Origin of the sequence: Bradyrhizobium sp. TM239 (genome assembly GCF_036247985.1) — a bacterium.
In the GTDB taxonomy this organism is placed as follows: Bacteria; Pseudomonadota; Alphaproteobacteria; order Rhizobiales; family Xanthobacteraceae; genus Bradyrhizobium; species Bradyrhizobium ottawaense.
On sequence record NZ_BTIR01000005.1, the window covers coordinates 330197 to 350649 of the forward strand.

Genomic DNA, 20453 nt, shown 5'->3' on the forward strand with positions numbered 1-20453 from the left:
CGGAGCCTGATATGAAGTCATGTGTCTCGGCACTTGTCGCAATGTCGATCGTGACTGCGCAGGCCGCCACGGCGGTCGCGGCGGAGAGGCCCGTCTCCATCGTCCTTGTCCACGGAGCCTTCGTCGATGGTTCGGGCTGGAAGGACACCTACAACATCCTCTCGGATGCGGGCTATGAGGTGCTCGTCGTCCAGCGGCCGACCATCACGCTCCGCGATGACGTCGCCGAGACCGAGCGCGTGATCGCCAAGGCGCGGCACCCGGTGATCCTCGTCGGGCATTCCTACGGCGGAATGGTCATCACCGAGGCCGGCGACAATCCCAGGGTTCGCAGCCTCGTCTATCTTGCGGCATTCGCTCCCGACGCCGGAGAGTCGGTCAGCACGCTGGCGGAAGCGCCGGCGCCGGCCGGTGAGCACAAAGCGCCACTGGTCACCGACGGCAATTACCTTCTCGTGGACCGCGATAAATTCCCCACCTCGTTCGCCGCCGATGTCGACGTGGCCACGACGCGCTTCATGGGGGCTGCGCAGCTCCCTTGGGGATTGCAGGCGGTGCAGACCAGGGTCGATCGTGTGGCCTGGAAGACGAAGCCGACCCATTACATGGTGACGAGCGAGGATCACATGATCCCACCGACGGCACAGCGCACCATGGCCCGGCGGGCAGGCGCGAAAATGGCGGAGCTGAAGAGCAGCCACGCCGTGATGTTGTCGCATCCGCGCGAGGTCGCGGCCTTCATAAGAAGCGCGGACCCGTCCGCGGCCGACTGAGATTTGTCGCGCCGCGCACGAATGGCTTCTCCCGCCACTCACAAAGGATATGCGCAATGGCCCTCAGGGATGTTCTGCCGGGCAAGCTCGGCTTCGGCGCGGCGCCGCTCGGCAACATGTTCCGCGATATCCCGGAGCAGGAAGCGCTCGCGACGGTGAACGCGGCCTGGGACGACGGCATCCGCTATTTCGACACTGCGCCGTTCTATGGCGCAGGCCTCGCCGAGATCCGGATGGGTGCCGCGCTCGCCGCTCGGCCGCGTGGCGACTATGTGATCAGCACCAAGGTCGGCCGCCTGATCCTCGACGAAACCGAGGACGCCGGTGCCCGCGCGCTCGGCGAAAAGGCCGGCGTCTTCAAACATGGACGCCCGAACAGAATCGTGAACGACTATTCCGGCGATGCCACGCTGCGCTCGATCGAGGACAGCCTGAAGCGGCTGGGCACCGACCATGTCGATATCGTCTTCGTGCATGACGTCGCGCAGGATTTCTACGGCGACGAGTGGCTGGCGGTGTTCGAAACCGCGCGCAAGGGTGCGTTCAGGACGCTTGACCGGTTGCGCGACGAGGGCGTGATCAAGGCCTGGGGGCTCGGCGTCAACCGGGTCGAGCCGGTCGAGCTGCTGCTCGCGCTCGAAGATCCGCGCCCGGACGGCTTCCTGCTCGCGGGCCGCTACACGCTTCTCGACCATGCCCGCGCGCTGCAGCGGGTGATGCCGACGGTTGCGGAACATGAGCTCGCGATCATCGTCGGTGGCCCCTACAGTTCGGGCGCGCTCGTCGGCGGGCCGAATTTCGAATATGCGCCGGCGCCTCCACAGATTCTCGGAAAGGTCGCGCGGATCAAGGCAATCGCCGATCGCTACGGGATCAGCATGAAGGCGGCCGGCTTGCAGTTCGCGCTGGCCAATCCAGTCGTCGCTGCCGTCATTCCAGGTGCGAGCCGTCCGAGCCGCATCGCTGAAGATCGCGCCGCCGTCGAGGAAGCCATCCCCGCCGATTTCTGGCGCGAGCTCCGCTCGGCGGGGCTCGTCAACCCCGCAGCTCCGCTTCCGGCGGCCGATTGAGCCGCTTGAGGGCGCGGCAGGTTCATCGGGTCGAGCGAGGCCTCGACCGAAGGATGGCACACGCCAAGTCAACAGCGACCAAGGAGAAAGACATGACAGATCAAGCACACAACGCCGACGGCATGGGCCGCCGCACCATGCTTCGGACTGCCGGAGCAGCCGTCGTCACGGGCCTCGTGGTCGGCGGTACGGCGACGGATGCGGCTGCAGCGACAGGAGGCGCCGACAGCATGTCCTCAGCCGAGCGCAACGAAGCGCCGCTTGGCGCGCGGCTCCAGGGCGTCCAGCACTTCGGGCTGACGGTCCAGAACATGGAGCGGGCCTACGAGTTCTACACGGGCGTGCTGGGCGGCACAGAGGTTTTCCGTCATGGCGACTTCCAGGGCGACGGGGTGCAGAACACGCTGCTGGCCGACCAGGAAATCGAGGCGAATGCGCGCGGGGTCAATCCACGGACGATCGGCGTCCCGGATCTGCGCAGCGGAGCTCAGAGGCTCGACGTCCGCTTTATCCAGTTCGACAACATGGTGCTCGAGCTGCTGCAATATCGCGAGGCCGACCAGCCCATGGGCAGCTCGAAGAGCTTTGCCGAACCGGTGGAGCACATGAGCCCCGCCTTTCCGCGCATGATGCACATCTGCTTCTACGTTCGCGACGACGTCGACTTCAACAAGTTCATCGCCGATCTCGAAGCCGAATCCGCGCGCCGCGGCATGACGCAGGTGAGGGCGAACCGCACGGTCCGGGTCATGACCGAGGCTGCACGCAAAGCCGCGCCTCAGAGCGCCAACACCAACCGAGTGACCGAGGAGCCCTCGAACGGCTGGGAGCTCATCTATTGCAAGGGTCCCGAAGGCGAGCAGCTCGAGTTCGTCAAGGCGCTCGGCCCCGTCAAGAAGCGCTTCAGCGAGGCCCTGGCAAAACGGCAGCAGACAGTCACACGCTGATCCGCGGGCCCCCGGGCGACGGGCCGCCGGATCCGTGCCGGCAGCCTGCTCGCCCAGTGAAGCGTTCACGCCCCAATGTGAAGGAATGCATCATGCCGTCTCTCGCCCGTCATTCGCCGGCTGTCCTGCTGTTCGCCGTCTCGCTATCCATGACGGCGTCCTCGACCGTCGCTCAGGAAGCGCCGCGCGTGCACTACCAGGGGATTCCGGAAGGCGCCTATTCGGTCGTGGCGCAGGTGCGAGCAAGGCCCGGGAAGGAAGATGCGCTGCGCGCAGCCACCCTGCCGCTGATTGCCAAGGTCCGCAGCGATCCCAAGAACCTGGTCTATTTTCTCCAGGAGGATCGCGCCAGGCCCGGCCACTTCATCTTCTACGAGGTCTTCGCGAGCCGGGCGGATTTCGACGCGCATAACGCCGCTGCTTACGTCCAGGAATGGTTCGCCAAGCTTCCGGAGCTTGCCGAAGGCGGCGTCGAGGTCATGCGGATGGCGATCCTCGACGTGCCCAGGAAATGATCGGAGTTCCGCGGACGCGCTGTCCTCGCGAAACGTCCTGCGGCGAAATGCCCGCCGCAATCGTGCTAATTCAAAAGGGCGCTATTCAACACTTTCGCAGTGCATGATAATTGCAGGCGATCTCTTCGATCGACTGGCAATGGTCAATGCGGGCTGTCACCGAGACACTGCAGCGAGGCGCAGGCCGACAGGAACTCACATTCTCGTTCGGGCCATTTCGGCTGATTCCCCGCCGCCAGCTGCTCCTGCTCGACGGGCGCCCCGTCAAACTGGGCGGGCGCGCATTCGAACTCCTGCAGCTGCTAGTGCAGCGTGGCGGCGAGCTCGTCAGCAAGGATGAGCTGATGGCGGCCGCCTGGCCGGGCACCTTCCTTCACGACAGCAATCTCAAGGTCAACATGTGGAGCTTGCGTCGCTCGCTGGGTGATACCCAGATCGAGCCGGTCTACATCGCGACCGTGGCGCGCCGTGGCTACAAGTTCATCGCGCAGGTGCAAACCAGCATTGGCGAGATCGAGGACGATCCGGCACTCGCTCAGCCGGTCGCCTTGTCCGGGCCGCCCTTGTTGCGGGGGATCGTCGGTCGCGAAGCCGACATCGCCGACATTGCCGATGTGTTGACCAATACGAGGCACGTCACGCTGGCCGGCCCGGGCGGGGTCGGCAAGACCACGGTCGCCGCTGCGGCAGCACGGCTCTTCGCGCCACAATGCCGGGACGGCGCCTGCTTCGTCGATCTCGCCACGATCTCCGACCCGACGCTGTTCGGCGCGGCGCTGGTCACGGCACTGGGCATCAGGGGCAATCCGGACAACAGCCTGGCCGCGGTCCTCGACTATCTGCGACCGCGGCAGATGCTGCTCATTCTCGACAATTGCGAGCACGTGCTGCCGGCTGCCACGATCTTTGCCGGCAGGTTCCTGGCGGACACCTCGCCGTCCAGGCTGCTGGCCACGAGCCGCGAACCGCTTGGGACGGCCACCGAACACGTCGTGCGGCTTGGTTCGCTGTCCTCACCGAGGTCCGGGCTCGACTTGACGGTCGATCAGGCTGTCAGGTTTCCGGCGGTCCAGCTGTTCGTCCGCCGTGCCGCCGAATGGTCGGACTACCAGTTCATCGATGGCGATTGCGAGGCTGTCGCCTCGATCTGCCATTCGCTCGACGGTCTTCCGCTGGCGATCGAATTGGCGGCGGCCCAGATCGGCACATTCAGTCCCCGCCAATTGGTGACGCTGCTTGATCAGAATCTGGGTTTTCGCGCCTCCGGCACCGAGGGCCCACCGCCACGTCACGAAACCCTCATGGCGACGATCGATTGGAGCTTCAGGCTGTTGTCGCAAAAGGAAGCCGTGCTGTTCGGCTTGCTGTCGGTGTTCAGCGACGCGTTCGAGGTCGAGGACGCGGCTTTCGTGGCGGAGGCCGCCGGGCTCACTCCGGTCGACGTCGTCACCGGCCTCGGCAGTCTCGTCGCCAAATCGCTTGTAAGCGCGCAGACGAGGGGACCGGGCCTTCGCTATCGACTGCTCGACAGCACACGGCGCTACGCGGCCGAGCGGCGGCAGGCCGATCCCGCCTGCGGCCATGCCCTGCACCGTCACGCGCTGCGCGTCCTCGCGCTGTTCGAACAGTCCGAGGAGGAATGGAATTGGCGCGAGCCGGCCGATTGGACGCAGCGCTATCTTGGCCGTATCGCGGATTTGAGGGCTGCTCTGTCATGGGCGTTCGGCGAGGCGGGAGACCCTGTTCTCGGGCTGAGGCTCACGGTCGCGGCGATCACCCTGTGGTCGGAAACCTCCATCCTGTCGGAAGCGCAAGCGCGGTTGGAGCAGGCGCTCACATTGGCCAAGATCGTCGAATGCGACGATCTGTCGAAGGCGAAGCTCGCCTGCGCCCTCGGATGGAGCCTGTTCTACGCACGCAAGATGTCGAACGAGAACGAGGTGGCCTGGCTCGATGCGATCGCCTTTGCAAGGCGCTCGGGCAACGTCGAGTATCAGCAACGCGCGCTGGTGGGATTTGCCTTTTACCTGCTGCAGATTGGCCAGGTCCCGCGCGCCATCACCCATCTCGAGGAGGCCACGGGGCTCGCCGAGCGGGACCGCGACCTGACGGCAACGTCCGAAGCCGACCGGGCATTGGCCTGGGCCCGCGCGTTTGCCGGCGAATTGAGCAAGAGCCGCCCGGTTCTCGATCGCCTCGCGGCGACCCATTCGCTCGCCGCCGGACGTTCGCGCAAGGATGCGAACGAGGTCTATCGGTTCATCACTGTCCGCTTCAATTTGCCCTTCGTTGCGTGGATGCAAGGGCAGCCCGACTACGCGGCGCGGCTCGCCCGCGACGCCGTCGACGCAGCGGATCGCAGCGGTCATTGGGTATCCCAGTCGAATGCGCTCGGGCTCGCCGCGCTCCCTGTCTCGCTCGAGACCGGAAACCTGACCGCGCTCGAGACCTATACGGAGCGGCTGCGGCGCAATCTGGAACGGGAGCGCATCTCGCGCTGGGTTCCGGTCGAGCGCTATTTCTCCGCCTGCCTTCGCGATCTGCACGGCGATCAGCAGGCGGTGGAGGATATTCGAGCCGCGATCGACGAATTGATCGACTGTCGCTTTCTGATGCGGATCGGCAGCTATCTGGCGGTCCTCGCGCGCGCCCATCTGCGGCAGGGGCGAATCGCGGAGGCGCGCGCGGCCATCACGCGGGCGATCGACCATCAGGAACGTCAGGGCGAGCGCTGGTGCCGCTCGGAACTTCAGCGGGTCGAGGCGTCGATTCTTCTGCACGAAGGGGAGCCGCTGCGCGCCGAAAAGCGGCTGCAGCAGGCGCTCGCCGAAGCGCGCGCCATCGGGGCGGTGACCTTCGCGTTGCGGATCGCCACCGATCTTGCCGCGCACTGGATCGCGACGGGCCGCAGGCCGAAAGCCGTCCGATTGCTCGCTCCCCTTTACGGCGAATTCACCGAGGGCTTTGAAACGCAGGATCTGATGGCCGCCTCGCGCCTGCTGCAGCGCGTGCGGGCCAGCGCCTAGCCGTCGCGGTTGACGCCAAGAGCCAGCACCGCGGGGCAGCCCAGCGTTTCCGTCAACGCTGATCTCGACGACGTCCGGATTGGATCGGTATAGTACCACCCCGATTGCAGGCCGACGCCGGAACAAGGATCAGATGATGGACGATACGATTGGCTTCCCCGATCCCGGTCTCGACCTGTCGGATGGCTTCAAGCCGCACACATCGCATTGGGGCGTGTTTTCCGCGCGTCAGGGCGCGGCCGGGCTGGAGGTCAGGGCCTATGCGGGCGACCCCGATCCGAACGGCATCATCGACAATTTCCCCGGTGCGCTCCGCCATCAGGCGCGCATTTCGCAGCCGGCGATCCGCCGCGGCTGGCTCGAGCGCGGGCCGGGCCCCGACGATCGCCGCGGCCGTGACGAATTCGTCTCCGTGAGCTGGGAGAAGGCGCTTGACCTCCTCGGCGACGAGCTGTCGCGCATCCGCGATACGCGCGGGCCGGGCGCCGTGTTCGGTGGTTCCTATGGCTGGTCGAGCGCCGGTCGCTTTCATCACGCCCAGAGCCAGGTGCATCGCTTCCTCAACATCGCGATGGGCGGCTATGTGCGCTCGGTCAACACCTATTCCTCGGGCGCGTCCTCGGTGCTGCTGCCGCAGATTCTGGCGGGGTACGAGGACATCACCAAGCGCAACGTCACCTGGGAGCAGATCGCCGAGACCACCGACATCGTGCTGGCCTTCGGCGGCATGGCGCTGAAGAACTCCATGGTGGCCGGCGGCTCCATCAGCAAGCACGTCGAGCGCGGCGCGATGGCTGCTGCAAGCCGGCGCGGCTGCGAATTCATCCTGGTCAGCCCGCTGCGTGACGATCTTCCGGTCGAGGCCGGCGCCGAATGGATGAGCTGCGTGCCCGGCACCGACACCGCGCTGATGCTCGGTATCGTCCACACGCTGGTCAGCGAAGGTCTGCATGACCAGGCCTTCCTCGACCGCTACACCGAGGGATGGCCGGTCTTCCTGCGCTACCTCACCGGCGAGAGCGACGGGCAGGCCAAGCATGCCGAATGGGCCGCCGCGATCTCAGGCGTCGAGGCGGAGACGATCCGCAAGCTGGCGCGCCGGCTCGCCGGAAAGCGCGCGCTGATCACCGTCTCTCATTCGCTGCAGCGCGCCGAGCATGGCGAGCAGCCGGTGTGGATGGGCATGGTGCTGGCGGCAGCCCTCGGCCAGATCGGCCTTCCCGGCGGCGGCTATGCCTATTCGCTCGGGGCCATCGGCTATTACGGCCGCCGCGTCAACGATGTGCCGGGGCCGACGCTGGGCCAGGGCCGCAACGGCGTCGCCGATTTCATTCCGGTGGCGCGCATCGCCGACATGCTGCTCAAGCCGGGCAGCACCTATCGCTACAATGGCGAGACGCGGACCTATCCGGACATCCGCATGGTCTACTGGGCCGGCGGCAATCCCTTCCATCATCACCAGGACATCAACCGCCTGCGAAAGGCCTTTGCGCAGCTCGATACGTTCGTCGTGCACGAGCTCGCCTGGACCGCCACCGCCCGGCATGCCGACATCGTGCTGCCGTCGACGATGACGCTCGAGCGTGAGGACATCGGCTATTCCACCAACGATCCCTTGATGGTCGCCATGCACCAGATCGCCGAGCCGTTCGGCCTTGCGCGTGACGATTACGATATCTTCGCCGATCTCGCCGACCGTTTGGGGGCCCGCGAACCCTTCACCGAGGGACGCACGTCGCGGCAATGGCTGGAGCATCTCTACGAGCCGACCCGCGCTTCGCTCGCGAAGCGTGGCCTGGAAGCCCCTTACTTCGACGAGTTCTGGGCGCGCGGCAGCCTGGTCGTGCCGCAGCAGCCCGATGACGGCGGCCGGCTGCGCCGCTTTCGTGAGGATCCCGTCAATCACGCGCTGCCGACGCCGAGCGGGCGCATCGAGATATATTCGGCCAAGATCGCCGGGCACAACGATGCGGATTGTCCGGGACATCCGGTCTGGCTCGACAAGACCGACATGCCTAAGCCGGGGGCGCCATGCTTCCTCGTCGCCAACCAGCCGGTGACGCGCCTGCACAGCCAGCTCGATTTCGGCGGACACTCGCTTGCCGCAAAGCATCGCGGGCGCGAGGTCGCGCGGATGAACCCGCGCGATGCCGATGCGCGCGGCATCAAGGACGGCGACATCATCCGCCTGTTCAACGATCGCGGTGCGTGCCTCGCCGCGGTCCACGTCACTGACGGCATCGCGCCCGGCGTGGTGCAGCTTCCGACCGGCGCCTGGTACGATCCGATGGACCCCGAAGACGAGGCGCCGCTCTGCGTTCACGGCAATCCGAACGTGCTCACCCGCGACATCGGGACCTCGTCGTTCGCGCAAGGCTGCACGGGGCAGCTGACGGTGGTTGAGGTGGAGAAGTTCACCGGCAATCTGCCGCCGATCCGCGCATTCGATCCGGTGTAGCGAGCGGCAGTATTGCGCTCCCGTGCCCCGCACGCAGCGCTTCCGCGCTGCGGCTTGTCCGGGACATGAGAGTCCGCATCTATATGCGAGTAGCATGCGCTCACGACAGAAAAAGGGGCCGCTCCTGTGTGGGATCAGGGCGGCCCCGAGAGGCTCGCTGGCCCGGGAGGACGAGGGCGCGAGCCGGCCGTGTGGTTACGCCGCGGCGCTGGCGATCCAGCCGATCTGCGGGGAAGGACGCCGCCGCGGCGGCGCTTCGACCTCGAGCCGCTCGCCCCTGCTGGCGAGACGCCAGCGTGCCGGTGATTCGCCGCTGATGCGCTTGAACACGGTCGAGAAATGCGCCTGTGTGCTGAAGCCCACGGCAAGCGCGATCTCCGCCAATGGCCGCTCGGTGCTTGCAAGCAGCATCTTCGCCTGCTCGGTCCGGTGATTGAGCAGATATTCGCGCGGACGGTATCCGGTCGCGGCGCGGAATTGTGCCGCGAAATGCATCCGGGACAGGCCGGCGACATTGGCGAGCTCGGACAGGCTGATGCAGCGGTGGAAATGATCGGCGATATATTGCTCGACACGCCGCAGCCGCCATTTCGGCAAGGCATTGACCCTGACGCGCGGCAGCTCCATCCGGGTGAGATGCATCGCCAGGGTCTGGCCGATGCACTGCGTGAAATGCCGGTCTCTGGCATCATTCTGCTCGATCAGCGCCTTGGCAAGCTCGGCGGCGAGCGGATTGCGGAGCAGCACGAGGTCATTGAGCCCGTCGGCCGCAACGACATGCGCCGGAAGATGATCCGTGGAGATGTGGACGTGCAGGAAGGCGCATGGCGACTGGAACTGCACGCCGAGAGATTTCGACGGAGCGGTGACATAGAGCGTCCCCGCTGGCATGGTGCCGTCGAAAATGACCTGGCGGTCCCGTGTCAGCTTCGCGCGCGTGGTCTTCAGGGCGATGCCGATGAAATAGCGATCGTCCGGCGTCGTCGTTTCGTGCGACGAGCTGCTCCGCGAATCCTCCCATCGCGAGATCGTGATGTCCTCCATCGCGCCGTCCGGAGTGCGATCGATCTGACGCCATTGGCTCTCCCGGGCGATCACCTGCGTCGGGCGAAGAACCTCGTGATCCCGCGAGCCGGCCGGAAAATCGATCCAGGCATGCGCCGCGTGCAAATTGTTCGACATCGCTCGTCCTCTCCTGGCTTTGCCGCTGTTTGCAACGATCGGCAAACGCGCAAACCCAATGCTTTCCATGCTCGGAGGATAGGCGTGAGCTGGCCAGGACGCCCGTTAGTGGTGATTAGGATCTGTTAGATTCTGTGCGTGTGCATCGGGTGCGACAGCCCGCCGCAGACGTTTGATTAAGTCCAATTTGTCGGAGATTTGCCGAGCTGCCTCTGTTTGAGGGGACCTCACGGAGCATCGCGTGGCGATCGACGTGCCGATGTGAGATCCACACAGGGCCTTCGCTGGACCTCGCGTCGGTGCCGGGTATAGTCCCTGCGCGTTTCGAGGAAGCCGCCGTCAAGATGAGCAAGATGTGACCGACCTCTCGGCAGGACATGGCCCCCGCAGCGGCGGCGCCGGAACGATCCTCGATCTGGATGCCGTCACGTTCGGGCCGTTCTCGCTGCGCTCGCGGCTGCTGGAGAAGGACGGCGTGCCGGTCAAGCTCGGCAGTCGGGCGATGGATATCTTGCGCCTGCTCGTCAGCCGAGCCGGCGAGGTGGTGCCAAAGAGCGAGATTCTCAACTACGCGTGGTCCGGCCTCTCGGTCGAGGAGATCTCCCTGCGGGTTCATGTCGCGGAGCTGCGCAAGGCGCTTGGCGACGGCAAGGACGGTGCCCGCTACATCACCAACATCCCGAGCCGGGGCTATTGCTTCGTCGCGCCGGTGCAGCGTGGCACACGCGCGGAGCAGCCTGCATTCACGTCGCGGCCGGCCGAAAAGGTGACGCCGTCACCGTCTCTGCCGCATCGCCTGGACCGGATGGTCGGGCGGGACGAACTCGTGGCCGAGTTGGCGCCGCGCCTGCTCCGCGACCGCTTCGTCACGCTGCGAGGGCCAGGCGGCATCGGCAAGACCACCATTGCGGTCGCGCTCGCGCATGATCTGTGCGACAGGTTCGACGGCAACGTCCATTTCCTCGAATTCGGTCCGCTGAGGGATGCCGCGCTGGTGGCGAGCACGGTTGCCGCCGCGCTGGGCCTCGTCGTGCATCACAAGGATCCGAGTAGCAGCATTGTCAATTTCCTGCGCGGGCGGCGGCTGCTTCTCGTTCTCGATAGCTGTGAGCACGTCATCGACGCGGTCGCGCGTCTCGCAGAAGACATCCACCGCGAGGCGCCGGGCGTTGCCATCCTCGCCACCAGCCGCGAGCAGCTGTCGGTGGCGGGCGAGCAGATTTTCGAGCTTGCTCCGCTGCCGGGCCCGCCGCAGGGCGCTCGCCTCAGCGCCGGCGAGGTGCTGGGTTATCCCGCGGCGCGTCTGTTCGTCGACCGCGCCAGCGCGGCGGGGCATCGCGACGACCTCACGGACGAGGACGCCGAAGTCCTGGTGCAGATCTGCGGCAAGCTCGATGGCATCGCGCTCGCGATCGAACTTGCCGCCGCGCGCGTCGGTCTCTACGGGCTGCGCGAGATGGCGGCGCTGCTCGACAGCCGCCTGCAGCTCGAATGGCGCGGGCGGCGAACGGCACCGCCGCGGCAGCAGACGCTCGGTGCCACGCTCGACTGGAGTTTCGGCCTGATCGGCGAGAAAGAGCGCATCGTGTTCCAGCGGCTCGCCGTCTTCGCGGGTCACTTCACCCTGAGGGGCGCGATAGCGGTGGCGACCGAGCAGGCGACGCCGGAAGATCGTGTCATCGAGGCGCTGGAGCAGCTCGTGGCCAAGTCGCTGGTGTCCTCGCAGCCGGACGGCGCATCGCGGCGCTATCGCCTGCTGGATGCCACGCGTGCCTATGCCATGCAGAAGCTGGCGGATGGCGGTGAGGCGAACGTCATCGCGCGCCGTCACGCTTGCTATGTTCAATGCACCCTCGAAGCCGGCCTGGCGGCGCAGGGCGGCAGCGGCCAGCTGTCCCGCTCGCAGGAACGGGTGGGCCTGCTCGCCGATGCCCGCGCGGCGCTGGCATGGAGCTACGCCCATGACGAAGGCGCCGATTTGCGCGTGCCGCTTGCCGGCAGTTGCACGGGTCTGTTCGTCGAGCTCAATTTGCTGAACGAGGCGCGCATCTGGTCCGATCGCGCGCTCGCGATGCTCGACGACGCCGATCGTGGCGGCCGATGGGAGCTCGAGCTCCAGTCGACGCTCGGCCACGCCTTCATGTTCACCGAGCGCAACAGCGAGCAGGCGGAAGCGGCGCTCAGGCGCGGGCTGGAGATCGCGCAGGCGCTCGGCGATCACGCCAACACGTTCAGGCTGCTGTCGCGGTTGAACATGTTCTACCGCCGGACCGGCGGCTACCGGCATCTGGTGCCGACAGCGCGTCACGCCGAGCGGATCGCGCGCCTGATCGGCGATACCGCGGGCATTGCCGGCAGCAAGGCGCTTCTCGGCGTGTCCTATCACCTCGCCGGCGACCAGGCCGAGGCGCAAGCTCATCTCGACGAGGGCATGCGCGATGACGCCGCACTGCGGGGCACGCAACCCGGACATTTCGCCTATTCGCGTACGCCGCAAATTCCGCTTGCGCGCGTGTTGTGGCTGCGCGGCTATCCCGATCGCGCGCTCGAATGCGTCCTGCCGCTCGTCGGCGCGTCGGCGCCGCGCGACGTGGTCATGCATTGTATCGCGCTGTGCTGGTCCGCCTCGGTGTTCGGCTGGGTCGGCGACTGGTCCGCCGTCGAGACCATGAGCGCTCGTCTGGCCGCGCATGCGGGCATGCACGGGCTGGTCCCCTACGAAGCCGTTGCGACCGGCTTTCGGGCGCAGACCATGATCGCCCACGGCGAGGTGACCGGCGGCATCGACCTGTTGCGCAGCGCGCTTCCGCGTCTGCACGCCGATCGCTACGAGCTCTATATGTCGGCGTTCGCCGCGGATCTGTCTTCCGGGCTGGTCTCGTTGGGGCGTTTGGCGGAAGGCGCTCAGGTCCTGCACGAAACCATCGACCGCGTCGAGCAGGAAGGAGGCGCCTTCGACATGCCCGAGCTGCTTCGTCTGCGCGGGGAGCTCGAGGCGCAGAGCGGAAACCTCGACGCGGCCGAGGCAAGCCTTGTCGCATCGGCAGAGCTCGCCGAGCAACAGGGCGCGCTGTCCTGGCAGCTGCGCACCGGGATGTCGCTGGCGCGGCTGCGCGAGCGACAGGGTGCGCAAGATCCGCGCGAACAGCTCGCCAGGACCTATGCGCGGTTCACCGAGGGGTTCGAGACCGCCGATCTCAAGGCCGCACGGCTCATCCTGAATCCGCCCTCCGGCTGACCCAGCCGAGGAGCTTATCCGGACAGCCATGCCGGACCGAACTGGATCAGCACGAGCAGGACGACGACGAGCAAGGCGAGGGTCGCAAGCAGCCGGTGCATCCCTGGTCGCTCCCTTGGTGCGGGTTTCGCCATTGTGATGCTAGCTCGCGGCGGCCACGTCCAGGATCGCGTCGGCAAAGGCCTTTGGCGCCTCCTGCGGCAGATTGTGCCCGATGCCGCCCTTGATGGTCCGGTGCGAATAGCGCCCCGAGAATTTTGCGGCGTAGGCGGTCGGCTCCGGATGCGGCGCGCCGTTGGCGTCACCTTCCATGGTGATGGTGGGCACGGTGATCACCGGGGCTCGCGCCAGCCGCGCCTCGTCGTCGTCGTATTTCGCTTCGCCTTCGGCGAGGCCGAGGCGCCAGCGATAATTGTGGATCACGATCGCGACGTGGTCCGGATTGTCGAAGGCCGCGGCACTGCGCTCGAAGGTGGCATCGTCGAAATGCCATTGCGGCGAGGCGAGCTGCCAGATCAGCCGCGAGAAATCCCGCCGGTACTTGTCATAGCCTTCGCGGCCGCGCTCGGTCGCGAAATAGAACTGGTACCACCATTGCAGCTCCGCCTTCGGCGGCAGCGGCATCTTGCCGGCCTGCTGGCTGCCGATCAGATAGCCGCTCACCGAGACCATCGCCTTCACGCGCTCCGGCCAGAGGGCCGCGACGATGTTGGCGGTGCGCGCGCCCCAATCGAAGCCGGCGAGCGTGGCCTTCTCGATCTTGAGCGCGTCCATCAGCGCGATGACGTCGGCTGCGATCGCCGCTGGCTGACCGTTCCGCATCGTCGCGTCGGAGAGCAGGCGCGTGCTGCCATAGCCGCGCAGATAGGGGATGATCACGCGATGGCCGGCCGCAGCGAGCAGCGGTGCGACGTCGACGAAGCTGTAGATGTCATAGGGCCAGCCGTGCAGCAGGATCACGGGCGGACCGTCCGCGGGTCCCGCTTCGGCATAGCCGACGTTGAGGAGGCCCGCCTCGATCTGCTTCAGGGACGCGAACGTCGTGTTGGCTCCCGTCTTGATGGGGACGGCGGACTTCGCCGGCTTGGACGTCTCCGCCGAGGCGGTCGCGCTCAGCGAAAGCTGGGCCGCTGCGAACGTCATGGCCGCGCTTCCGAAAAAGCGGCGGCGTTCATGGTTGATGTTGTCGGACATGTGTTGCTCCTGTCGTCGTTGCATGGTGTGAGGCGCAGCGATCCGCCACGCGGGTTGCTGTTCAGCCCTTGTGTCCGTCCAGTCGTCCAAGGAAATCGCGAACGCGCGCGGCGATGTCGTCGGTGGCTTCATCCAGCGCGAAATGGCCCGCGTCCAGGATGTGAACCTCCGCATCCGGAACGTCGTCGCGATAGGCCGACGCGCCGGCAACCGTGAAGGACGGATCGTATTTGCCCCAGACCACCAGTGTCGGCGGCCGGGTCTTGCGCAACCACTCCTGCCATTTCGGATAGGAGGCGACGTTGGTCCGGTAATCCAGGAACAGTGTGGTCTGGATCTCGGCCTGGCCCGGACGGGTCAGGAAGGCGTATTCGTCGGTCCAGCTATCGGGGTCGTAACGTTCGGGGTGCGGGCTGGAGCCGAGATGCCGCTGCCGCGTCGCCGCCAGGGAGGTGAAATTGGCCTTGAGCGCCTCGAGCTCGTGTGCCGGATCGGCCCAATATCTGCGACGCGCCTCCCAGAGCGGGCTCAAGCCCTGCTCGTGCGACACGGCGTTCTGGATGATGATCCCGCGGACGCGTTCGGGATGCGCCAGCGCCATGCGGAAGCCGACCGGGCCGCCATAGTCCTGCATGAACAGGACGTAGTTGCCAAGACCGAGCTTCGTCGTGAGCTCGACGATCACGTCGGCGATGTTGTCGAACGTATAGGTGAAATCGGACGGCGGCGGCGCGCTGCTGTGGCCGAAGCCGGGATAGTCCGGTGCGATCACGTGATATTTGTCGGCGAGCAGCGGCAGCAAGGGCTCCCACATCCGCGACGAGGACGGAAAGCCGTGCAGCAGCAGCACGGTCGGGGCGTCGGGGGGCCCGGCTTCGCGGTAGAATATCTTGAGGTCACGAATATCGACGCTGTGATAGCTGATCGAGCGCCGGCTCGATCGCATTTCCTGCGCCGAGGCCTGGACGGCGGCGCAGGCCATTGCGGCGGAGAGGGCGGCTGAAATGCTCATGTCATTGCTCTTGCACGTAGCGTGAGGGTCTGTGGAGAGTGCTGCGGCGCATTCCACGCGCGTGGCTGCGTCGCCTGGTCTCGTTCGAGCACGTCGTTCGTTGCTCGCAAACCCAATCTGCGCTCAATGCGGGCTGTTGGCTCGTTATGTATTGTTAGACGTTGAGAGAGCGGCGATACCAGGCGTGTCGCCGCTATTCGAAGACGGCGTCGAAGATCTCGACGTCCATCAGCACCGGCTTGGCAATCACGGTTCCATCCGGCCGCACTGTCTGCGCGCGCCGAAGTGTCGGCACCACGATGCCGCCGAAGCTGTCATGCGCCCAGGAGGAGTGTGCGACCTTCATCCCGAAGAGATCGTGATCTGTCCGCCGCTGGAGGGCGCTCTCGTCGAAATAGAAGATCTGCTCGGGCGCGAGCGTCATCAGGTGAGCCGGGAAGCGTGCGCGCAGCCGCCGCCAGGTTTCGGCATTCTCCTGCCAGGGCGACAGCTCCTCGATCACGACATCGGGGTGGGCAAGCAGGAATGGAATGGTCAGATAACTCCAGATCGCTACGCCGCAGAAGAAGACGAGATGCAGCTCATCGGCAAGCGCCGGCGGATCGACCTCGGGAAATGCGAGGCTGGGGTTGCGCCAGGACCGCAGGACCTCACCATCCAGGCTCTCGATCGTGATTGCGTCCGGTTGAAAGGCGCCGGAGTGCTCCCCTCCGGTGATGCCGGTGAAGCGCACCGATTGCGTCCGGGTCGAGCCTTCCGCGGTCACATCCTTGAATTCCCGGGCATGGCCCGCGCTGGAGAACAGCGTCCCGCCAACGGAAAGGTGGAGCGTGAACCGGTTCAAGCTGTTCCAGCGGGCCATTCCGCCGCTGGCATCGATTACATCGTCAAGAAGCGCCATGTCCCGCCACATCCACCGTGCAGTGTCTCCACCATGGCGGGGCGCATGCGGCTTGGCGTGTTAGAAGTTGTTAGGAGTTGCGAGCGGGCAGCATGGCAGTATCTCGTTGAAGATACTCTCAATTCAGGGTGCCCAGCAGCTCCCTGGCCGCGATCAGATCGCGGGTCTGGAGGCCCTCCTGGTAGCGCGCAACGAGGGGGGTGAGCAAAGCGCGGGCGTCAGCGGCCTTGCCGGCCTGCTCCCAGATGCGGCCGAGGCTGATCGCCCCGCGAAGCTCCCAGCCGACCGCGGATTGACGCCGGGACAGATCGAGCGATTTCCGCAAGGTGCTCTCCGCCTCCGCGGCGTTGCCCGACCCGGCGAGGATATCACCCTTGATCCTGAGCATCTCCGGCATGTCGAAGGATTCGCCATGATCGGGAATCTGGGCGATCGCCTCGTTGATCGTCTGCAAGGCCTCGTCGGGCTGGTTCTGGGAGGCGAGACCCTCCGCGAGCGCCGTCGCGAACACCGTCGTCATGATGCGGTGCCGCGTCGCGTACAACGTGGCCTGACTGCGGCGAAGGTGCTCGATGCCCGCTGCGACGTCGCCGCGGCGCAGCAGCAGCTCGCCCTTCTGGCCGATCCCGACCGCGTGATAGGGGCCGAGGAAGTGCCGTGCGGAATGATCGATCAGCCGCTCGATCAAGGTTTCGGCACTGGCCCAGTCGCCGACCCAGAGGAACACATAGATCGTCCAGATCAGGGAGATGCCGAGGGTGAGCGGCTGTTCGAGCAGCTCGGCCTCGCGAACGGTGTATCTGGCCACCTCGACCGCTCGCTCGGGCCGGCCCGTGAGCCAGAGCCCGCGCGCCAGCGCAACCAGCGCAACGATGCGATCGTCATAGCCGAGATGCCCGATATTCAGCCGTTGCGAGCCGGGATTGTGCACCATCGCGCTCTCGCAGAATCGAACCGCCTTGTCCTGGTTGCCGATCAGATGATGCGCGACACCGAGCATCCAGTCCACGTTCAGCGTGGCGGCGGAATCATTCAGTTTGCGCGCAACGGCCTCGCCCTGCTCGCCGGTCCCGAGCGCACCGTGGAAATCTCCGACCCTGGTCAGGTAGATGTGCAATCCGCGCAGCAGCCAGAGCTGCCAGTGCAGGTCATCGAGCTGCCGGGCAAGCTCGAGACTGCGGGTGAAGGCCGACCGGACCGCTTCCGTATTGCCTTGCGTGAACATCACGGAGACGCCGAGCGCGGCCTGCAGGGTCATCTCCTGGCGGCTGTCCACCGCGCTGGTGTCGAGGGACGCCAGCGCCTGCTGGGTCCATCGGTAGCATTCCGTCAGCAATGTCAGTTCGAGGAAGAACTGCGCCGCCGAGGCCGCCAGATCCACGCCGATCGTCCGGTCGCCGTCGTCCGAAAAGCTGAAGGTCAGCGCGGCCCTGACATTGGGCAAATGGTCGGCATAGGGAAGGAAGCCGCCCGCGCTCTGCATGCCCGTGGATTTGACGGCAATGTCGCGCAGGAAATCGCGGAAATATTCGGCGTGGGCGCGCGCGACGCGGTCCGCTTCGCCATTCTCGACGAGCTTGTCCGCCATGAAGGCGCGGGTGGTGTCGAGCAGGCGATAGCGCAGCCGCCGCTCCGCAGGCGAGGTCGCGATCAGGGATTTGGAGAGCAGGTTCGAAATGGCCTCCACACCTTCGCCCTCGCTGATGCCCTGGCAGGATGCGACCGCAAGCGCGGCTTCCAGCGTGAACGGCCCGACGAACACCGACAATCCGCGCAGTGTCGCGCTTTCGGCCGGCGGCAGCAGATCGTAGCTCCAGGCAAGCGCTGCGCTCAGGGTCTGGTGCCGCGGAATCGCGGTGCGCCGTCCCCGCCACAGCAGCGAGAAGCGGCTGTCCAGCAGTGATGCGGTCCCGGCAATGCCATAGGCGTTGACGCGTCCGGCCGCGAGCTCGATCGCCAGCGCTATGCCGTCAAGCCGTCGGCAGATCTCGGCAACGAGCGGCGCATCCTCCTCGGTGAGTTCGAATTCGCTCAGGCTCTCGGCAATGCGTTCCACGAAGAGCTGGCTTGCGGGATAAGCAAGGATGTCGGCGATGCCGAGGCCTTCGCGCTGCGGCGGGCAATCCAGCGGAAACAGCCGGTGGACGCGCTCACCTTCGGTGCGAAAGGATTCGCGGCTGGTGGCCAGAATATGCAGCTTCGGCGCCTCGCGGACCATGCGCTCGGCCAAAGGGGCGAGCTCGTCGAGGATATGCTCGCAACTGTCGAACACCAGCAGCATGCGCCGGCTGCGCAGGACCGTCAGCAGGCTCGGCACGGGATCGTCGGCGTTGACGGTCAGGCCCAGCGCGGCCGCAATCGTGCCGGGAACCAGCCGGACATCCGTCAACGCGCCGAAATCCACGAAACACACCTGGTGATCGAAGCCTGCGAGCTCGCGATGCGCGACCGCAAGCGCGACCGACGTCTTGCCGATTCCGCCCGGGCCGACGATGGTGACGAAGCGATGCTGGGCAAGCTCGGCGGAAATCTTCTCGACCGCATCGTCCCGCCCGATCATCTTCGCAAGCTGCGCGGGCAGCGAGCGGGGCGAAGCGGCAGGCTGGCTGGTCCGGCTCTCCGAAGGCGCAGCCCGGAGCAGCGGGGCCGCGAAGCAATAGCCGCGTCCGGGGACGTTGATCACGTAACGGGAGCCTTCGCCGGCATTGCCCAAGGGCTTGTCGTCCAAGGCCTTGTCGTCCAAGGCCTTGTCGTTCAAGGCCTTATCGTTCAAGGCCTTGCGCAACGTCGTGATGTGGAAACGCAGGCTGCCTTCGTCGACATTCACGTCGGCCCAGATGCGCTTGATCAGCTCCCGCTTGTCCACGACCTCGCCGGCACGCTCGGCGAGAAAAATGAGGATGTCGAGCGCACGGCCGCCGAGGTGAAGCGGGACGCCGTCCTTTTCGAGCAGCCGCGACTTCGCGAACAGCCGGAATGGCCCGAAGGCAATCACCGAATCTTGCTCGTTAGTGTCCGGCACGGCCAATATTTCCAGGGAAAGGGCTGAAGTCTGCAGTTTTGGTCTAACAGAACGAGGCGTCCAGTAAACTGGCCGAAAGTGGCGAAATCGCGTGGCGATCATCGCATTCGCCCGATCACGCGATGATGATCCGTCGCAAATCTAGCTTAAACGCGAGTGGTTTAGCGCGCGATCGGGACAATCCAGCAATGTGTCGGACCGCGATGGCGGATTTGGATCTCGGGCGCTGCGACGCTGATCATAACAGAATCTTGCAACGTCTAACGAGCATAGCACGCCAACAGCATCCAGTATGGCCTTCGAGTTGGATGCAATTTTCAACGGGAGGCTATGATGTCCGCGATCGGTGCTCGGCCAAACGACCATGTCGTTCGATCTCAGTTTGTACCTGGTCTCGATGATCAGTCGCGTGATTGGGAGCTCGTGCTGCGGGAATCCCACCATCGCATGAAGAACACGCTGACGCTGCTGGGTGCGTCAGTCCGTCGCGATTTCACGCGCGCGGGCAGGGGGGACGTAGCGCTGGCGGTGGATCGGCTCGAGCGGCGCATCGTCGCCTTCGGCAGGCTCTATCAACTGTTGTCTGATCATGACGATCTGCCGGTCGTCTCCACAGCGGCCTTCTTCGAAAGCCTGTGCGAAGCGATCTCCGAGGCTGTGCTGGAACCGGCAGGCATCCGCTGCGAGGCTGCGATCGAAAGCGGCACGTTGTCGGCTGCGCAGCGTCATCGGCTCGCACTGATGCTGACGGAGCTGGTCACGAATGCGGCAAAGCATGCCTTCTCGAACAAGAATGGTGCGCTGATCCGCATCGGCCTGGCCAGGCGCGATGGCGCCTGGCTCTGCACGGTGGCCGACAACGGCATCGGTGCGACCGGTCCGCTCCAGGGCACCGGCAGCCGGATTCTCGAAGGGCTCGCACGCAGCATCCACGCACGGCTCCAGGGCGAGGCGGGGGAGGGCGGCACGCGGGTCACCATCGTGATGCCGATCGCTGCGGTGTGACGGCGGGGGAAGCTTTCCCCCTCCCTCACAACGGCTAGCGGACCCTAACACTCCATAACGGGCGCCTGTCTCTCGTTTGCGCGACAGTCTTGACGTTCAGAGCGGGTGTC

13 protein-coding genes are annotated in these 20453 nt (G+C 65.8%); 8 read left to right on the forward strand and 5 right to left on the reverse strand.

Features of this window, described 5'->3' with window-relative positions:
- The first annotated feature begins 11 nt into the window (after nucleotides 1-11).
- The 6 genes from AABA84_RS10315 (at nucleotide 12) to AABA84_RS10340 (ending at nucleotide 8789) form a co-directional block, all read left to right on the forward strand.
- Nucleotides 12-773: an alpha/beta fold hydrolase gene (locus AABA84_RS10315; protein WP_338311999.1), complete on the forward strand. Its 762-nt coding sequence runs from the start codon at nucleotides 12-14 to the stop codon at nucleotides 771-773.
- A 56-nt stretch (nucleotides 774-829) separates the two neighbouring features.
- On the forward strand, nucleotides 830-1843 hold the full coding sequence (locus tag AABA84_RS10320; protein ID WP_212253733.1) for an aldo/keto reductase: 1014 nt from the start codon (nucleotides 830-832) through the stop codon (nucleotides 1841-1843).
- A 92-nt stretch (nucleotides 1844-1935) separates the two neighbouring features.
- Nucleotides 1936-2790, forward strand: a complete 855-nt coding sequence (locus AABA84_RS10325; RefSeq protein ID WP_212253734.1) for a VOC family protein — start codon at nucleotides 1936-1938, stop codon at nucleotides 2788-2790.
- A 92-nt stretch (nucleotides 2791-2882) separates the two neighbouring features.
- Nucleotides 2883-3305, forward strand: a complete 423-nt coding sequence (locus AABA84_RS10330; protein ID WP_212253735.1) for a putative quinol monooxygenase — start codon at nucleotides 2883-2885, stop codon at nucleotides 3303-3305.
- 146 nt (nucleotides 3306-3451) lie between these two features.
- The gene (locus AABA84_RS10335; RefSeq protein WP_338312000.1) at nucleotides 3452-6331 is read left to right on the forward strand and encodes an ATP-binding protein; all 2880 of its coding nucleotides are present in this window, start codon (nucleotides 3452-3454) and stop codon (nucleotides 6329-6331) included.
- Between the two features lie 136 nt (nucleotides 6332-6467).
- Entirely contained in the window at nucleotides 6468-8789 is a 2322-nt protein-coding gene (locus AABA84_RS10340; RefSeq protein ID WP_212253737.1) for a molybdopterin guanine dinucleotide-containing S/N-oxide reductase, read from the forward strand.
- A 195-nt stretch (nucleotides 8790-8984) separates the two neighbouring features.
- Here the strand turns inward: AABA84_RS10340 and AABA84_RS10345 are convergent, their stop codons facing one another.
- Nucleotides 8985-9971 carry a helix-turn-helix domain-containing protein gene (locus AABA84_RS10345; protein ID WP_212253738.1) on the reverse strand — a complete coding sequence of 329 codons (987 nt, stop codon included), beginning with the start codon at nucleotides 9969-9971 and terminating at the stop codon, nucleotides 8985-8987.
- Between the two features lie 355 nt (nucleotides 9972-10326).
- Between AABA84_RS10345 and AABA84_RS10350 the strand changes: the two genes are divergently transcribed.
- Nucleotides 10327-13209, forward strand: a complete 2883-nt coding sequence (locus AABA84_RS10350; RefSeq protein WP_338312001.1) for an ATP-binding protein — start codon at nucleotides 10327-10329, stop codon at nucleotides 13207-13209.
- Between the two features lie 141 nt (nucleotides 13210-13350).
- Here AABA84_RS10350 and AABA84_RS10355 read toward each other — a convergent pair whose 3' ends face one another.
- The 4 genes from AABA84_RS10355 to AABA84_RS10370 form a co-directional block, all read right to left on the reverse strand.
- Nucleotides 13351-14403, reverse strand: coding sequence for an alpha/beta fold hydrolase (locus tag AABA84_RS10355; RefSeq protein WP_338312002.1), 1053 nt, complete (start codon nucleotides 14401-14403; stop codon nucleotides 13351-13353).
- A gap of 61 nt (nucleotides 14404-14464) precedes the next feature.
- On the reverse strand, nucleotides 14465-15415 hold the full coding sequence (locus AABA84_RS10360; protein WP_338312003.1) for an alpha/beta fold hydrolase: 951 nt from the start codon (nucleotides 15413-15415) through the stop codon (nucleotides 14465-14467).
- A gap of 193 nt (nucleotides 15416-15608) precedes the next feature.
- Nucleotides 15609-16316, reverse strand: coding sequence for a hypothetical protein (locus AABA84_RS10365; protein ID WP_338312004.1), 708 nt, complete (start codon nucleotides 16314-16316; stop codon nucleotides 15609-15611).
- Nucleotides 16317-16434: 118 nt separating this feature from the next.
- Nucleotides 16435-19338 carry a winged helix-turn-helix domain-containing protein gene (locus AABA84_RS10370; RefSeq protein ID WP_338312192.1) on the reverse strand — a complete coding sequence of 968 codons (2904 nt, stop codon included), beginning with the start codon at nucleotides 19336-19338 and terminating at the stop codon, nucleotides 16435-16437.
- 333 nt (nucleotides 19339-19671) lie between these two features.
- Between AABA84_RS10370 and AABA84_RS10375 the strand changes: the two genes are divergently transcribed.
- Entirely contained in the window at nucleotides 19672-20343 is a 672-nt protein-coding gene (locus tag AABA84_RS10375; RefSeq protein ID WP_212253744.1) for a sensor histidine kinase, read from the forward strand.
- Nucleotides 20344-20453: the final 110 nt, after the last annotated feature.

Excerpts from the sequence above, each read along its gene's own strand:
- AABA84_RS10345 (WP_212253738.1), bottom strand. The coding sequence starts at position 9,971 with ATGTCGAACAATTTGCACGCGGCGCATGCCTGGATCGATTTTCCGGCC.
- AABA84_RS10330 (WP_212253735.1), top strand. The coding sequence starts at position 2,883 with ATGCCGTCTCTCGCCCGTCATTCGCCGGCTGTCCTGCTGTTCGCCGTC.
- AABA84_RS10360 (WP_338312003.1), bottom strand. The coding sequence starts at position 15,415 with ATGAGCATTTCAGCCGCCCTCTCCGCCGCAATGGCCTGCGCCGCCGTC.
- AABA84_RS10355 (WP_338312002.1), bottom strand. The coding sequence starts at position 14,403 with ATGTCCGACAACATCAACCATGAACGCCGCCGCTTTTTCGGAAGCGCG.
- AABA84_RS10325 (WP_212253734.1), top strand. The coding sequence starts at position 1,936 with ATGACAGATCAAGCACACAACGCCGACGGCATGGGCCGCCGCACCATG.
- AABA84_RS10320 (WP_212253733.1), top strand. The coding sequence starts at position 830 with ATGGCCCTCAGGGATGTTCTGCCGGGCAAGCTCGGCTTCGGCGCGGCG.
- AABA84_RS10375 (WP_212253744.1), top strand. The coding sequence starts at position 19,672 with ATGTCCGCGATCGGTGCTCGGCCAAACGACCATGTCGTTCGATCTCAG.
- AABA84_RS10335 (WP_338312000.1), top strand. The coding sequence starts at position 3,452 with ATGCGGGCTGTCACCGAGACACTGCAGCGAGGCGCAGGCCGACAGGAA.
- AABA84_RS10365 (WP_338312004.1), bottom strand. The coding sequence starts at position 16,316 with ATGGCGCTTCTTGACGATGTAATCGATGCCAGCGGCGGAATGGCCCGC.
- AABA84_RS10340 (WP_212253737.1), top strand. The coding sequence starts at position 6,468 with ATGGACGATACGATTGGCTTCCCCGATCCCGGTCTCGACCTGTCGGAT.
- AABA84_RS10315 (WP_338311999.1), top strand. The coding sequence starts at position 12 with ATGAAGTCATGTGTCTCGGCACTTGTCGCAATGTCGATCGTGACTGCG.